This is a genomic window from Propioniciclava sp. LT432 (assembly GCF_059515965.1).
Genome location: NZ_JCAKNE010000029.1, coordinates 1 through 14,954 on the forward strand (window position 1 = coordinate 1; position 14,954 = coordinate 14,954).

The following is a 14,954-nucleotide window of genomic DNA, read 5'->3' on the forward strand; positions in this document are numbered from 1 at the left end:
TGGATATTGCGCTTGCTGAGGGCCGGTGTTCCGCTGGGGGGTGAGCCAGTGTTCCGGGGATCGGTGGGCCACGTCGACGGGATGGGTTGCCATGGTGCTGGGGCGGCCGCTTGGGCCGCCCCAGCGCTGTGGTTACTGCAGGTGAGTGAAGTGTTTGCGCAGGGAGTCGTCACAGTCCAGGACGGTGGCGTGCGCGTTGGTGGTGATCCGGTCGACGATGGCGTCGGCGAGGATCTTCTCTTCCATCCGGTCGTGCCACTGGCCCGGTGGTAGCTGGGAGCAGTAGATCGTGGAGGCGGTCTTGTGTCGTCGGTCGATCAGGGTGTGCAACTGCTGGACCTGGACCCGGGTGGGCGGGGTGAGGAACCAGTCATCGATGATCAACAACTCGACGTTGACCAGGGTGTCGAGGCAGCGCTTCTTGTCCCCGGTCCGTTCGGCGATGGTGATCCGGTCGAACAGTTCCCCGGCGGGCAGGTAGAGCACCTTGCGGTACTGCTGGCAGGCCTTGTTCCCCAGCGCGCAGGCGACGTAGGTCTTCCCCGCGCCGGTGGGTCCTTGCAGGATGACGTCTTGGTGCTTGACCAGGTAGGCGCCGACCGCGAGCCGGTGGATCAGCTCGAGGTCCATGCTGCGGCCGGGCATGGCTTTCAGGTCGGTCAGGTCGGCGGCGGGTTGGGCGAGGCAGGCTTGGCGGCGGAGCCGGTGCAGCTTGCTGTCGCGGCGTCTCTCGTATTCCCAGTCGACGGCCTGTTTGACCAACTCTGGACCGGTCAGGGTGGCGGCGGTCGTGGTGTCGGCGAGGTTCTCGAAGTACTCGGCCATCCCGGACAATCGCATCGTCTTCAAGCGGGTGAGGGTTTCCACATCGATCATGCTCGGCTCCCGTAGTAGTCGCTGCCGCGGACATAGCCGGCGTCGCCCAGGGAGGGGGCCGGCGGGGCTTGGGTGGGTGGGGTCCAGCCGGTCCACAGCTTCTTGATGAGCGTGTAGGAGGGGGCGGGGGTGGCCGCCAACGCCCGCGTGCAGGTGTCCTCCAGGCGGGCCATGCCGCCGGGCTTGGTGGCCAGCGACATCACCCCCAGACAGGACCGGTAGGACTGCTCGACGATCTGGCGGGACGCCAGGATCGCCCCGATCGCCGCTTGGGTGTTCGGGCCCACCGTGGCGGCCCACTGCTCGAATCGTTCCGGCGTCCAGTCGACCAGTCGGCTGCGGTGGGTGGCGGGCATGTGGGCCGGCAGGGTCGCATACCGGCCCGACACCCCTTGGAAGCGGGGGTGGGACGCGACCCGCTCGATCCCGTCGAAGACCTCCACGATGCTCGTGGTGAGGCGCACATCCAGGGATTGGCCGATCAACCGGGAAGGGACGGAGTAGAAGTTCTTGTCGACCTGGACGTGGTAGTTCGGGCCGACCTTGGCCTTGCGGAGCTCGGCCAACTCGAACCGGACCGGCGGCAGCGGTTGCAACAGTGGCTTCTCGTCGCGTTCGAACACGATCTGCCGGGAGTCCTCCCGCTTCTGGAACGGACGCGCGTTGATGGCAGCGACTTCGGCGAAGATGGCCTCGTTCAACTCGGCCAACCCGACGAACTGCCGATTGCGGAGCACCGCCGCGACCTGCCCCGCGACGAACCGGACGCTCCCTTCGACCACTGCCTTGTCGCGGGGACGTTTCACCCTGGCCGGGATGACCGCGGTGCCGTAATGCTCGGCCAACCGGGCATAGGCGGGGTTCAACGCCGGCTCGTAGCGGTCCGACCGGGACACCCCGGTCCGCAGGTTGTCCGGCACCAGGAGCCGGGCAGCACCCCCGAAATCCTCCAGGGCGTGCACGTGCGCGTCGATCCACGACCCGAGCGTCATGTCCGGGAACGCCTCCACATACGTGTAGGCCGAATACGACAGTGCGGCCACGAACACCCACCCCTGTCGTGGTTCGCCGGTCAGCGGGTCGGCGTAGGCCATCGGGTCCCCGGCCCAGTCGACCTCGATCGACTCGCCCGGGTTGCGCTGGATCCGCATCGACGCGCCGGTGGCCTTCGCCCACCGCCGGTACTGTTCGTTGAAGAACGAGTACTGGTAGGGCACCTCGCCGGTGGCGCGGCAGTTGGCCACGTACTCGTTCCACAACACCAGCAGCGTCACCGACGGCCGTCCCAGCTCCCGGTGCACGTGCTCGAAGTCTGGTGTGGCCCGGTCCGAGTCCGGCTTGGCCGGTTCGGGCAGCAACAGCCGGCGGACCTCGTCAGCCCCGAGGTCCGTCACCTGCTCGAACCCGACCCCCGCCGAGTCCGCCGCAGTGAACACCGCCGCCACCGTGTTACGGGAACACCCCAACACGTCCGCGATCCCACGCTGACTGACCCCCTCAGCTCGCAGCCGAAGGATCTGTTTGTAGTCGACCATGAAGGCGACTTCCTCTCGTCACGCCGTACCCCAACGGCACGGCGCGACGAACGTCCCACACGAAAACCCGAGCGCCGCCACGGTCCACCGCGCCCCGTCGCCGTGGCTCACCGCCCACCGGACCACTGGCTCACCCCACAACGGAACACCGGCCCTCACCGAGCGCAATATGCAGGTTCCACCGGTACTCGTTCAACAACAGCTTGCTGATCATGGCCCAGGCCCCGCACGCCACCCTGGTGGCTGGGTATCGGGCGTGGCAGGCCAAGGGCCGGCAGGTGCGCCGCGGGGAGACCGGCATCCAAGTGTTTGGCCCGGTGACCAAACGGCTGCCGAAGGAGGACGCGTCGGGTGGGCCGGTGCTGGGGCCGGACGGGAAGCCGGAGCTGGCGATTCGGGTGGTGGGGGTGCGCCCGTTGTCGGTGTTCGACGTCTCCCAGACAGACGGGGAACCGCTCCCGGAGGTCCCGCGGGCGCGCTTGCTGGCGGGGGATGCGCCGGTCGGCTTGTGGGAGGCGTTGAGGACGGGCGTGGAGGCTGAGGGGTTCTCCGTGTCGCGTGGCGATTGTGGGGGAGCCAATGGGCTGACGATCTTCGACGCCCGGCAGGTTCGGGTGCGCGCCGATGTCGATGATGCGCAGGCGGTGAAGACGCTGGCGCATGAGTGGGCCCACGTGGTGTTGCACCGCCCCGGGGAACGGGACCCGTTCGCCTGCCGTGGTGTGGTCGAGGTGGAGGCTGAGTCGGTCGCCTACCTGGTGATGGGCGCGCACAGTTTGGATGCGTCGCAGTACACGTTCAACTATGTCGCCGGATGGGCGCAGGAGGCTGCTCGACCTGAGGGGCCGACTGTTTCCGAGGTCCTGCGCCAGACCGCGGACCGGGTGGTCCGCGCTGCCCGCACCATCTTGGATCGCACCTTGCCCGATCCGGTCGACCCGAACGACCCGACCCAGGCGAGCCCGGTCGTCGCGGCTGGCCCGGTAGCCGCTGAGGCTCCCGTGCCTGCGTGGGAGCTGGTGTCACCACGTCCCCCGGTGACCCTGGCGGGGCCCTCGAGAGTGCCGATCCGGCTGGCTGCCCCGGTTGCCTCTGCCGGCTGGGGGGACGTGGGGGGACGTGGCATTGTCTAGGGGTTTCGTCCTGGTTGTGGACAACGAAATGGGGGTTGTGGGTAACCCGGGGGGACACCCCGTGGGACGTCGGTTCGGGAGCTTCCTTGGTGTCAACCAACGGAAGGAGATCTCGATGAGCATCAGCGAGCAACTCGGATTCGATGAGCAGGATCCCGGCCAGATCATCGCCCGCGCCTGGCCGACGTGGGCCGAGCTGGAACCCGACCTGGCCCAAGTCCCCGACCCGACCGCGTTACAGGCGTGGGTCGAGCTCGACCGGCTGCGGGCCTGCGACCGGGCTTGGAGCGCGGCCAACCGGGTGCTCCAGGGGCTGGCCCGCTTGGCCGCGGAGGATGGCGGTGATGACCGGGAGGCCGGCCTGGTGTTGGCCTGGCTGATGCTGCCAGCCGCCATCGCGGTGGCCCGCCAGAGGCGCGGTTCATCGCGGAGTACAAGGAGAAGTTCTTCAACCCCTACCAGGCCGCCGACGTCGGCCAGATCGACGAGGTCATCGAGCCTCGCGAGACCCGTCCGCGTCTGATCCGCTCCCTGGAGGTGCTGCGGACCAAGGTCACGCAGACCATCCCCAAGAAGCACGGCCTCTTCCCGGTGTAAGGAGCGACGCCATGAACCTGCCCACGATGGATGACATCGGCTGGGGCCTGATGATGATGGTCATCGGCATGGGGGTCGTGTTCCTCCTGCTGCTCGCCCTCATGGCGGTCCTCATGCTGATCGGGCGCACGGACAACCCGCCGACGCCCAAGCCCAACACCAAGGCCCGGGCGTCCGACCCCGACCTGCAGATGGTCACGGTCCTGCCCGGTGCGGAGGACGCGACCGGGCCCGCCGAGGTCGTACCGGTCACGCCGACCGTCCGGATCATCGGCGACGGCCTCGACGAGAACCAGTTCGCGGCGATTCTGGTCGCCGTCGTCCAGCACGCGGAGATCCGCCGCCGCTCCGCCGGCCCCGAAACCCGTGCCCACGCGCCCGGCAGCCAGCTCTTCGCGAGTCGCTGGCTGGCCGTCGGCCGGGGCCACCAGACCAACCCGTTCGTCCGGAGGTAGGACATGCGCCGTTACACGATCAGCGTCAACGACACGACCAAGGTGGTGGATGTCGAGGTTGTCGGCGCCAACCTGTTCCGCGTCCAGATCGACGGACGCCTCGTCGACGTCACGCTCGACGACCACCGCGACCTGGGCCACGGGGCCATCACCCCCGCGGTCATCCCCCAGCCCGCGGCCACCCGCCATGCGCCGGCCACCGCCTCGGCCGCCCCCGCCGCACCGACGGCACCCGCAGCACCCGCACCCGCGGCGTCCGCACCGAGAGCCGTCACGGCGGCCCCCGCCGGCGGGGGAGTGGCCCGCGACAAGATGACCGCACCCATGCCCGGCGTGATCCTGACGGTCGACACGACCGTCGGGGCGGCGGTCAAGCGCGGGGACTCGCTGCTGGTCCTCGAGGCGATGAAGATGAAGAACGAGCTGAAGGCCCCCCGGGACGGTGTGGTCGCCGAGATCTACGTCGCACCCAACCAACAGGTGAAGTTCGGCGAGACCTTGGTGAGGTTCGAGGCCTGAGATGAGTCCGGACACACTGCACTACCTGCTGCAGGGGCTGACCAGCGTCACCTGGCAGAGCCTGGTGATGATCGCGATCGGCCTGTTGCTGATCTGGCTCGCCATCAAGAAGGAGTACGAGCCCCTGCTCCTGCTGCCCATCGGCGCGGGCGCGATCCTGGCCAACCTGCCGCTGTCGCCCCTGGTCGGGGAGCACGGCATGCTCAAGGCCCTCTACGACATGGGCGTGGGCAACGAGATGTTCCCGCTGCTGATCTTCATCGGGATCGGCGCCATGACCGACTTCGGCCCCCTGCTGGAGAACCCGAAGATGGTGCTGCTGGGCGCGGCCGGCCAGTTCGGCATCTTCCTGACCCTGCTGCTGGCGCTGTTCCTGGGATTCAGCCACGAGCAGGCGGCCTCGATCGGCATCATCGGCGCGATCGACGGACCGACCTCGATCTACGTGTCGAACAAGCTCGCGCCCGAGTTGGTCGCCCCCATCACCGTGGCGGCGTACTCGTACATGAGCCTCGTGCCGATCATCATGCCGCCGATCATGCGCGCCATGACGACCGCCAAGGAACGCGCCATCGTCATGCCGTACACCTCGCGGGAGATCTCGCAGCGCACGCGCATCCTGTTCCCGATCATCGTGACCATCGTCGTCGGCACCCTGGTGCCGTTCGCGACGCCCCTGATCGGCATGCTGATGCTGGGCAACCTGATGCGCGAGTCGAAGGTCGTCGAGCGGCTGGTGGGGGCGTCGAGCAACGAACTCGCGAACGTCGTCACCCTGTTCCTGGGCCTGGCGATCGGTTCGACGATGATGGGGGAGAGCTTCCTCAACCTGCAGACCCTGATGATCCTGGTGCTGGGCCTGATCGCCTTCTGCCTCGACACCATCATGGGCGTCTCGTTCGGCAAACTCATGAACCTCTTCTCGAAGGGCAAGTTCAACCCGCTGATCGGCGCCGCCGGCATCTCGGCGTTCCCGATGGCGGCACGGGTCGTCCAGCGCGAGGCGCAGCGGGAGAACTTCGACAACTTCCTGCTGATGCACGCCATGGGCGCCAACGCAGCCGGACAGGTCGCCTCCGTGGTGGCCGGTGGTGTGCTGTTGGCGCTGATGGGCGCGAGTTAGGTCGGACGCCGGGGCTCAGCGCGTCAGCGTGAGGCCGCGCTCGGTGCGCAACAAGAGGTGCAGGACGTGGGGTTCGGTCGGGTTCTGACCGGGCCCCACGAGCCGGTTGAGGTGCATGTGCAGCAGGCTCGGCCACAGGTCGTCCAGCCGGCCGGCCAGCGAGCCCGAGGCGTCCGCCCCCCGCAACGCCGCGCCGAACGGGGCCATCGCACCGCGCAGGGCCGCCACCGCCTCGGCCAACGGGCCCGGCGGGGGTTCGGGGCCCAGCAGCGCCCGGAGCGTCGTCTTGCGGGCGCGGTAGTCCTCGCCGGCGGCACGCCCCACCGCCGGGTCCTCCAGCAGTGCCGTCTGCGCCTCGTAGAAGCGCACGCGCTGGTCGGCGTCCAGCCCGAGCCCCGCCAGCAGGGCGGACGCCGAGGCCACGGCCACCGCGGTGCGCTCCACCCCGGGCAGGCCCAAGAGGCGCCGCACCGAGACGCTGTCCGCGTGGAAGACCTGCTCGCACACCGCGAGCCCCTCCAGTCCGCCGTAGCGCTCGACCTCGCGGTCGTAGGTGTCGACCACCAGGCGGGTGATCTGTCCCTGCTCCACCAGGTGCGTCGCGAACTCGTTGACCTGGGGCAGCAGGTGGCGCAGCAGCAGGTCGGGTTCGCCCTGCCACCGCACGCGCAGGTGCGGGTCGGGGTCGGAGTAGCGCAGGAAGAACCACCGCCGTGCCAGCCCCGAGTTCTCCGCCATGTCGAGGAGGTCGGCCAGGCCCGAGCCCAGCAGTTCCTCGTGCCGCTCGAACGGGGCGTAGAACTTCGCGAACAGCCAGTCGCTGCCCGGCAGGCGCAGCCGGTCCCGGACGCCCACGCGCGGCACCGCGGACGCCGCCGGGGCGCTCGCCGCCGGCTGGTTCTCCTCGGCGGGGCCACCCTCCGTCACCGCAGCCGTCGCACCCGCGGCCGTCGCACCCGGTGCCTGCGCCGGAGTCACAGCCGGCCGCCTCACCAGCGAGACCACGACCTCGGTCAGGTAGGCGCCGTCAGGACCCGGCAGCCAGGCGTGGTCGACGTCGGGCAGCGCCTCCTGCAGGCGCATCGTGCCGCCCGCGTTCCGGACCTCGCGCCGAAGCTGTTCGAGGTCGTTGGGCTCGCTGAGGTCCAGCAGCAGGCGGTTGTCCGCCGTGACGGCGTACACCCGGTCGGGGAGGCCCCAACGGCGGCGTGCCGACTCCAGCGCCGTCCCCACGGCCGCCTCGAGCGCGCGGCCCTCGAGGGGAGCCGACTGCGTCCAGGGCACCGTGAGCAGCCAGCGCGCGGGGGAGAGCACCGCCCGGCCGACCTGGACGCGGGGCAGCACGGGGAGCTTCTCCGCCTCGCCCCAGTCGAAGCCGGCGAACTCCGCGGCGAGCCCTTGGCCCACGGCGTCCAGGAACTGGCACACCGGCGGCGCACCGTGGTGGTTGAGCATGTGCCGCGCCGTGGGTCGCAGCCGGACGCCCAGGCTTCGCGACCGCACGTACAGCCGGGCGCCGTCGTGCCCGACGAGGAGGTCATGGAGGTCCACAGTCCGTTCCGCGCTGCCGTGGCCGCTCACGACGATCTCGACCGGTGACACGGTCGGCCGGATCACCACGTTGGTCGACCTCGCTGACGCGGGCAGGTAGACGACCTCGGCGGGCACCGCGTCCGGGTCGGCCTCCTGCTCGGCGCGGTTCAGCCAGTCGTAGCAGGCGTCCCCGACGCCGTCGAAGAGGTCGGCGAAGCGCCCGAGCCACCGTCCCGCCACGGACGCCCCGAGGTTCGGCCCGATCACCACGGTGAACTCGCCGCGGTCGACCGCGGCGGGGTCACTCGCCAGGACGAAGGCCGACACGTCCAACGAGAGCGGCGCGTCGGACGCCGTGGCCGGCGTCAGGGCCTTGCCGGAGGTCCCCGGCGGCCAGGTGGCGAGCGCGTCGATCGTCGCCCGGTCCAGTTCGACCACGCGTCGCTCGTCACGCAGGGCCTCCAGGGCCAGCGTCATCAACCGGTCGGCTCGGCGGGCCAGCGCGGCCGGGTCCGTGACCGAGGATCCGCCGTGCGTGTGGGGGAGGGGGCCCAACCCGCGCACGGGGTCGAACACCTCGGCCAGCGGCACCTCGCGGTCGCGTCCCCACCGGGCCAGGAACCGTCCGGCATAGCCGGCGAGGTCCCCCGCCAGGGCGGGGCCCGGGCCGAGGCGCAGCAGGGTCTCGACCGCCCGGGCGCACTCGAGGCCGACCTCCGCCGACAGCTCGCGTGCGGCCAGCTCCCGGGACAGGTCGGTCTGGAACGTCTCGGCGTGCTCGAACAGCGCGGTGGCCCGTTCCGCCACCCTCCCGAACGCCTCGCGCGCGGGGGCGGCGCCCGCGGCGTCCGCGTCGGCGATGGCGGCGAGCAGGCCGGTGAGGGGGTCGGAGAGCGGTTCGCCCAGCACGGCGGCCAGCCGCAGCGCGTCGGACCCGCTGGTGGCCTCGCGCCCGGTGAGTGCCGGCGCGAGGTCGCTGTGCAGCAGCCCCGCGACGCGCAACTGCTCCAGCAGGCCCTCCACCTGGGCGGTGCTGCCGCCGGTGGCCGTGGCCACGCGAGCGACCAGGTCACGGCGCGGGCACCAGGTCGCGGCCTCGGCGAGGGCGACGCGAGCAGGCTCGGTGGCCCGGACGGACCCGCCCGAGGAGGCCACGAACCGGTCGCCGGCCTCGTGAGCGAGGGGATCCGCGCGCCACCTGATCCGGTCGGCAACCTCCGGCCGGCCTTCCCACTGGGCGAGCAGCCCACGGAGCCAGGCCATGTCCGGACGCGTGCGGGTGCGGCGGCCGCCGTCGAGCCGCAGGTCGGTGGAGGTGGCCCACGTGGCCAGCGACACGGCCGCGAAGGCGCCGTACGGCGTGGGGCGCGTGCTCATCCGGATCAGGTACCGGGCCAGGCCCCGGTCGGTGCGGGCGGCGTCCTTGGCGTCGGCGGTGTCGCGGAGGGCGTCCGCGAGCAGGGTGGGGCTGCCGATGGCGAGCGCCCGGACGACCTCGGGATCGGCCAGCGCCCGTCGCGGATCGCGGGCCAGTGCGCGGCTGCCGGCTGGCAGGAGCGGCGTCCGGACCAGCGCCCACGGCGCCACCCGGTAGAGCGCGGTGCCCACCTCGGCGGTCGCCGGCTCGGGCGGTGTCAGGACAGTGCGAACATCCGGTCCCATGTGGGCTCCACCTCGCTCGAGGCGCTCAGGAGCGCCAGGCTGACACCGGACGCCCCGTCGAGCATGCCGGGTTGATCCACCAGGTTGCCGCCGGGTTCCACGTTGGCGATGCCCATCGGACGTTCGGGATCGTACGCCGCCAGGATCTGCTCCGTCAGCGCGGCGGCGGCGTCCGCGAACAGGGGCAGCCCGGTGTCGTGGCCGAACCTCAGGGTGATCTGCAGCAGCCCCGCGATCCCGTGGCAGAACGTGGGGGAGTCGATGCCGCGCGCCTCGGGTGGACGCCGGTACACGGCCTCCATGGCCTCGACGGCGAGGTCGCGCCAGTCGGGTCGGTCGAGGGCGTCACCGGCCAGGAAGAGGGCCCGGGCAGCGCCCGGAGTGCCGTAGCACCAGGCGTCCCGGCCCACGGCGTGCGGCGGCACCTCCGCGAGTCCCTCGGGGCCTTCGGTGAGCGTCACGACGGCGTCCCAGCCCGGCCCCGCGTCCCCCCGCGTCGCATGGGAGGCCAGCCAGTCGCCCAGCACCGTGCTGGCGGCCACGGCGGCCTCCCCGCCGAGGCCGTGCTTCACCGCCAGGGCCAGCGCGGCCAATGGCCCCGGGATGCCATGGGCCAGCCCGAGGTTGAGGTTGCCGTGCGGGTACCACGCGCGTTGCTCGTCGTCGTACAGGTACTCCGGCGGGGTGCGCCAGGCGGGCAGCTCGCCCCCATCATGGGCGAGGGCGACCAGCGCCTTCACCACGAACGGGGCGACCGGGGACGCCGCCCGCGCGCCGTCCGGGAGAGCGCAGAGCAGGACGCCGCTGAGCCCCGAGATCTGGTCGAAGGTGCTGACCGCGAGACCGTCCCAACCACGGATGGCGGCGGCCGTGGCGAGGGCGTCCTGCGCGATGGTCGCCTCCAGGGCCGGCAGGAGCGGCGCCAGGGTGCTGTCGGGCAGCCGTCGGGCGACGAACGCCGCCCCGGACGAGCCGCTCACCGTCCCCATCGCGGGGCGGTGGCCGCGCCGCAGCGCCGCGGCCGCCAGTTCGGCATGGACGCGCGCGGCCCCGTCCCAGCCGGCACCCGGCTCGACCGCGTCGAGGTGCGCGCAGAGCATCGACTGGCCCAAGTCGCCCTGGGCCACCCCCACGGGATCCCACCGCAGCGTGTTCGGGAACAGCGTCTGCTGCTGGCACAACGCGTTGGCGGCGCGGACGCGGTCGGGGTCGGTGCACCGGACGGCGAGGTCCAGCGCGACCGCGCGGGCCCGCAGGGCGAGGTCGTCCGGCAGCAGGGGTCGCCACGGGGCCGGACGCCGGAGGTCGGTGCCGGCGCCGTCCGGTCGGAGGTGTTGGCTCACGGGTGGGCTCCTCAGGGTGGTTCAGGCCTTCAGGAAACACCAACCGGGGTCGGTTCGGCAGGTGCCACACGTGTCCCGGCCACACGTCGCGCAGGTGTCGCAGGTGCCGCCGAAGGACGGGCAGCCGTAGTCGCAGGTCACACAGGTGGCGCCCCAGCACGTCTCGCACGTTGCGTCGTCGCATGTGGCGCACGTGAGGCCGTTGCACGTCGCGCACGTCTCCCCGCCCTGGGTGGGCCACGGGCCGAAGGTACCCCCACCGCCCGTGTCGCCCCCGGTGCGGCCGTTGCAGGGGTCGAAGTCCGACTCACCGAAGTGGTGGGTGACGCCCGGGCAGCGGGCGTCCCACGTGCGGGTGAACTGGGCCTTGACCTTGGCGTCCCGCGCCTCGAGCGCGAACTGGTCGGCGACGGCGACGCGGCGCACCCAGTCCGTGCTCGCATCCGGCGTGAGGGTCACGCGCGTGGCGTCGAGGCCCGGGAACGGTGGTTCCTCCGGCGGGATCGACTCGACCGCGACCACTTCGTCGAGGCGCACCTCGACGAAGTAGTCGAGCGCGGTCGTCAGGTAGAGCCGCCCTCGGCCGGGCCGGTCGCCCTCGCCCCACAGGCCGCTGAGGGTGAGCCCGGGACGCCCAGGGGTCATGGGCAGGCCAGCGTCGGGCACCTGATCGCCTGGCTGATGCACGTGCGAATGGTGTTGAAGCATTCGTTGAGGTTGCAGGTACGGCACGTGACCTGGTTGTTGCACGTCTGGCACGTGGCCTGGCCGCAGGTCTGGCACGTCGCCTGGAAGCACGTCTGGCAGGTGGCGTTGCCCCACGTGTGGCACGTCGCGACGTAGCAGGTGCGCTGCTGCGTCCAGCACCCCTGCCGCGTCCAACACCGGACCGTCCAGTAGCAGTCCTGGTCCACCGTGTCGGGCACGCACGTGATGCCGCGGCTCTCGAAGCCGGTCACGATGGTCGTGAGGTCGGTGCGTGTCAGGTCCCCCGGCAGGGTGCCTCCCGTGTCGACCGGCGTGAACCCGGCCAAGGATCCTCCCTCACGGGCGTCGACGGCGAAGGCGTCCTGCACGCCGCTCTGCGAGTGGACGTAGTCCACCCTGGCGTCCATCGTGAGGGTGACGCGGGTGGCGTCCAGGCCCACGAAGGGCGGCTCCTGGGCGCCGACGTCCTCGACCGCGAGGACGTCCGCGACCCGGAACTCCACGTAGTAGTCCAGGCGGGTGTTCAGGTAGAGGCGCCGGTAGCCGTCGCGGTCGCTGTCGCCGAGCAGGCCGGCGAGCTGGAACGACGGGGTCGGGGATTCGGCGGGGTTGTTGATCCGTGCGGCCACGAAGGGATCGGCGGGCCGGCCTTCGATGCCCTCGTCCTTGTCAGCCATGGCGTGTCCTCTCGGTTCAGCAGAGCCGCGTGTTGCACCAGCAGGTGTTGCAGTGGGTCTGCAACTCGGTCGCGCAACGGATCACGGTCTCGCAGATCGCCGGGACGCAGGTGACCCGGCAGGTGTTCGCGCACGTCCGTGCGCAGGTGGGGGCGCAGGTGGCCGCGCACGTGACGCAGGTCGCGCACGTCCGGAGGGTCACGCAGGCGTCGTTGCAGGTGCGGCACGTCGTGCCACGGCAGGTGTTGCAGGTGCGTTCGCCGCAGGTGCGGCACGTGTCACAGGTGGCCTGCTCGGTGATGCGGCAGGTCGCCGGCTTGCACACGGTCCAGCCGCTGGGGCACTCGTTGGCGGTCGGACACGCGAACTCGGTGGGGCAGTCGCCCCACGTCGGTCCGGGGCACTCGGCCTCCCAGGTTTCGGCGAAAAGTGGGGAGAAGGTGGCCTCGGGGCCCGCGGCGTCCAGCTGGAACGGGTCGGGGCCGGTGCGGCTGTGGACGTAGTCGACCCGCGCGTCGCGGACGAGGGTGACACGGGTGGCGTCGAGGCCGACGAAGGGTGGCTGGTCGGGGCCGACGTCCTCCACCGCCAGGACCTCCTCGGTCCGGAACTCGACGTAGTAGTCGAGGCGCGTGTTCAGGTACAGCCGGCGCCTTCCCGGCCTCTCGCTGTCGCCCAGCAGGCCGGTCAGGGTGAGCCCGGACACGGGGGGAGCTGAGGGATCGGGGACGCGCGCGCGTACGAACGGATCTTCCGGGCGTCCTGAGAATTCCGCGTTGTCGGCCATGGCCGCCTCCAGGATCGGGGGTGAGTCCTTCGGGCAGAGTACGTCGGGCGGGAACAATTTCGATAGGGCCCCATGACGTTTCTTGGTGAACTCTCGGATCCGCGATCCTGAGCTGAATTCCCTCAGGAGATTCTTCGGTTGTGACCCCTTGACGAGGCGGCGCCACAGGCGTGGAATAGAGGTCCGCGGAAGTCATGGTCCCGAACCCAATGGGTCCCGACAATGGCCAAGCGGTCGAGAGGTTTCCGGACGGATTGCCGACGATTCGCCGACACCCGCTAGACGAACGGGTAGGTCTCAGAGCCCCTCGAGTCCGGGAGACGTCCTCCCCCGAACACCATCAGAGGGCCGAGCAGTTTCGCTGCTCGGCCCTCGCCCATGTGCGAGGTTGCCCCGCTCCCCGTCCCGATAGTCTCGGCCCATGAGCCAGGACGAACAGGAGCGCAGGCCTCGGGGTGAGATGGCGTTGCGCACCCTCGCGATGCCGAAGGACACCAACCCCACCGGCGACATCTTCGGCGGATGGATCCTCTCGCAGATGGACATCGCGTCCGGGCTGCTCGCGGCCGAGGTCACCCAGGGTCGGGCGGCCACGGTGGCCGTGGAGGGCGTCACGTTCCGGCGTCCGATCGCCGTCGGGGACACGATCAGCGTCTACTGCGAGCTGATCCGCGTGGGCCGCAGTTCCCTGGACATCCGCATCGAGGTCTGGCGCCGCGGGCTCCTGCACACCTACGAGGAGAACTACGAGTTCGTCACCGAGGGCGTGTTCAAGTACGTGGCCATCGACGACAACGGCAGGCCCCGGCCGGTGCCGGACAACCCGCCGTTCTTCACCCGCGCGTGATGAGCTGGGCCCCCGCGACGTAACTGGTCGCCAGGGCCACGGCGGTGAGGCGCAGGGCCAGGCGGCTCGGCAGGAACTTCGCGTGGTGCAGGCCCACGCCATCCGGGGCACCGACGCCCACGAAGGTCATGAGCGAGGGGACGAGCTCGTTGTACTCCGAGAAGTCGTCCGACCCGCACGACCGGAACGGCACCCCCGCCACGGGAACCTGCAGCCCCGCGAACAGGGCGTCCGCTCTCGCCGCGAGCGCCGGGTCGTTGATCATGGCCGGCCCGCCGCGGGTGAACTTCACCGTGGCGGACGCCCCATGGGCGATCGCCATGCCCTCCGCCAGGCGGATGATCGCCTCGTGCAGCATCGCCCGGTCGCGCTCGTGGAACGTCCGGATCGTGCCCGAGCAGTGGGCGGTCTCGGCGATGATGTTCGGGGCGGTCCCGGCGTGGACGGTCCCGATCGACACCACGGACGGGTTGATCGGGTTGATGGTCCGGCCCGGCAGTTCGATCAGGCCCGGGATGATCTTCGCCAGGATCCCGATCGGGTCGACGGTCAGGTGGGGGTAGGCGCCGTGGCCACCGCGTCCGGTGATGGTGATGCCGAACTCGTCGACGGCGGCGTTCACCGCTCCGGCCCCGGTCGAGACGACGCCGGGCTCCACCGCCGGTTGGACGTGGGCGCCCACCATGGCGGCCACCTCCTCGTCCTCGAGGACGCCTGAGGTCACCACGTCGGTGGCGCCGGGCGGGCTGAGCTCCTCGCGCGGCTGCAGCAACGGCATCATCGCCACCGGCAGCTCCAAGCCCTTGGCCGCCCGGACGACGGCCCACAGGGCCGCCATGTGCACGTCGTGGCCGCAGGCGTGCATGATGCCGCGGCGCTGCGAGGCCCACTCGATCCCGGTGTCCTCGTGGATGGGGAGGGCGTCCAACTCGGCCCGCAGGGCCACGGCGGGGCCAGCCGGACCGACCCTCGCGTAGGCGCCCGTCTCGGCGACCGGCAGCCACTCCAGCCAGTCCATGGCCTGGGTGAGGGTGTCGCGGGTGTCCATCTCGTCGCCGCCCACGTGCGGATCGGTGTGGATCATGCGGCGCAGCGAGGCCGCCTCGGGCAGCACGGCGTCGATGCCGGCGACCAGGTGTTCGAGCAGCGAGTCGGTCAC

At 71.1% G+C, this 14,954-nt stretch carries 14 protein-coding genes; 6 read left to right on the plus strand and 8 right to left on the minus strand.

Going from position 1 to position 14,954, the window contains the following annotated elements:
- Positions 1 to 132 precede the first annotated feature (132 nt).
- Positions 133 to 876: an ATP-binding protein gene (locus tag AC5YDV_RS15660; RefSeq protein ID WP_496181551.1), complete on the minus strand. Its 744-nt coding sequence runs from the start codon at positions 874 to 876 to the stop codon at positions 133 to 135.
- The gene (istA, locus tag AC5YDV_RS15665) at positions 873 to 2,411 is read right to left on the minus strand and encodes an IS21 family transposase (protein WP_496181550.1); all 1,539 of its coding nucleotides are present in this window, start codon (positions 2,409 to 2,411) and stop codon (positions 873 to 875) included. The genes AC5YDV_RS15660 and istA overlap by 4 nt, the downstream gene beginning before the upstream one ends.
- 125 nt (positions 2,412 to 2,536) lie before the next feature.
- Here istA and AC5YDV_RS15670 point away from each other — a divergent pair, with 125 nt between their 5' ends.
- The 5 genes from AC5YDV_RS15670 to AC5YDV_RS15690 all read left to right on the plus strand — a co-directional run bounded on the left by AC5YDV_RS15670 (position 2,537) and on the right by AC5YDV_RS15690 (position 6,238).
- The gene (locus tag AC5YDV_RS15670) at positions 2,537 to 3,544 is read left to right on the plus strand and encodes an ArdC-like ssDNA-binding domain-containing protein (protein WP_496184676.1); all 1,008 of its coding nucleotides are present in this window, start codon (positions 2,537 to 2,539) and stop codon (positions 3,542 to 3,544) included.
- Between the two features lie 423 nt (positions 3,545 to 3,967).
- Positions 3,968 to 4,141 carry a carboxyl transferase domain-containing protein gene (locus tag AC5YDV_RS15675; protein ID WP_496192524.1) on the plus strand — a complete coding sequence of 58 codons (174 nt, stop codon included), beginning with the start codon at positions 3,968 to 3,970 and terminating at the stop codon, positions 4,139 to 4,141.
- A gap of 11 nt (positions 4,142 to 4,152) precedes the next feature.
- On the plus strand, positions 4,153 to 4,596 hold the full coding sequence (locus AC5YDV_RS15680) for an OadG family transporter subunit (protein ID WP_496182843.1): 444 nt from the start codon (positions 4,153 to 4,155) through the stop codon (positions 4,594 to 4,596).
- Between the two features lie 3 nt (positions 4,597 to 4,599).
- On the plus strand, positions 4,600 to 5,115 hold the full coding sequence (locus tag AC5YDV_RS15685) for an acyl-CoA carboxylase biotin carboxyl carrier protein subunit (RefSeq protein ID WP_496182842.1): 516 nt from the start codon (positions 4,600 to 4,602) through the stop codon (positions 5,113 to 5,115).
- A 1-nt stretch (position 5,116) separates the two neighbouring features.
- Positions 5,117 to 6,238, plus strand: coding sequence for a sodium ion-translocating decarboxylase subunit beta (locus tag AC5YDV_RS15690; protein ID WP_496182841.1), 1,122 nt, complete (start codon positions 5,117 to 5,119; stop codon positions 6,236 to 6,238).
- Positions 6,239 to 6,253: 15 nt separating this feature from the next.
- Here the strand turns inward: AC5YDV_RS15690 and AC5YDV_RS15695 are convergent, their stop codons facing one another.
- The 5 genes from AC5YDV_RS15695 to AC5YDV_RS15715 are packed head-to-tail and all read right to left on the minus strand — an operon-like array spanning position 6,254 to position 12,948.
- Positions 6,254 to 9,433 carry a lantibiotic dehydratase gene (locus AC5YDV_RS15695; protein WP_496182840.1) on the minus strand — a complete coding sequence of 1,060 codons (3,180 nt, stop codon included), beginning with the start codon at positions 9,431 to 9,433 and terminating at the stop codon, positions 6,254 to 6,256.
- The gene (locus AC5YDV_RS15700; protein ID WP_496182839.1) at positions 9,406 to 10,776 is read right to left on the minus strand and encodes a lanthionine synthetase C family protein; all 1,371 of its coding nucleotides are present in this window, start codon (positions 10,774 to 10,776) and stop codon (positions 9,406 to 9,408) included. The genes AC5YDV_RS15695 and AC5YDV_RS15700 overlap by 28 nt, the downstream gene beginning before the upstream one ends.
- A gap of 21 nt (positions 10,777 to 10,797) precedes the next feature.
- Positions 10,798 to 11,421 (minus strand): hypothetical protein, encoded by a 624-nt coding sequence (locus tag AC5YDV_RS15705; protein ID WP_496182838.1) that lies wholly within the window; start codon positions 11,419 to 11,421, stop codon positions 10,798 to 10,800.
- On the minus strand, positions 11,418 to 12,161 hold the full coding sequence (locus AC5YDV_RS15710; protein ID WP_496182837.1) for a hypothetical protein: 744 nt from the start codon (positions 12,159 to 12,161) through the stop codon (positions 11,418 to 11,420). The genes AC5YDV_RS15705 and AC5YDV_RS15710 overlap by 4 nt, the downstream gene beginning before the upstream one ends.
- 16 nt (positions 12,162 to 12,177) lie before the next feature.
- Positions 12,178 to 12,948: a hypothetical protein gene (locus AC5YDV_RS15715; RefSeq protein ID WP_496192522.1), complete on the minus strand. Its 771-nt coding sequence runs from the start codon at positions 12,946 to 12,948 to the stop codon at positions 12,178 to 12,180.
- Positions 12,949 to 13,369: 421 nt separating this feature from the next.
- On the opposite strand from AC5YDV_RS15715, the gene AC5YDV_RS15720 reads away from it, so the two are divergent.
- Positions 13,370 to 13,795, plus strand: coding sequence for an acyl-CoA thioesterase (locus tag AC5YDV_RS15720; RefSeq protein WP_496182835.1), 426 nt, complete (start codon positions 13,370 to 13,372; stop codon positions 13,793 to 13,795).
- Here AC5YDV_RS15720 and AC5YDV_RS15725 read toward each other — a convergent pair.
- Entirely contained in the window at positions 13,782 to 14,954 is a 1,173-nt protein-coding gene (locus AC5YDV_RS15725) for a M20 metallopeptidase family protein (protein ID WP_496182834.1), read from the minus strand. The two genes, AC5YDV_RS15720 and AC5YDV_RS15725, sit on opposite strands and share 14 nt — an antisense overlap.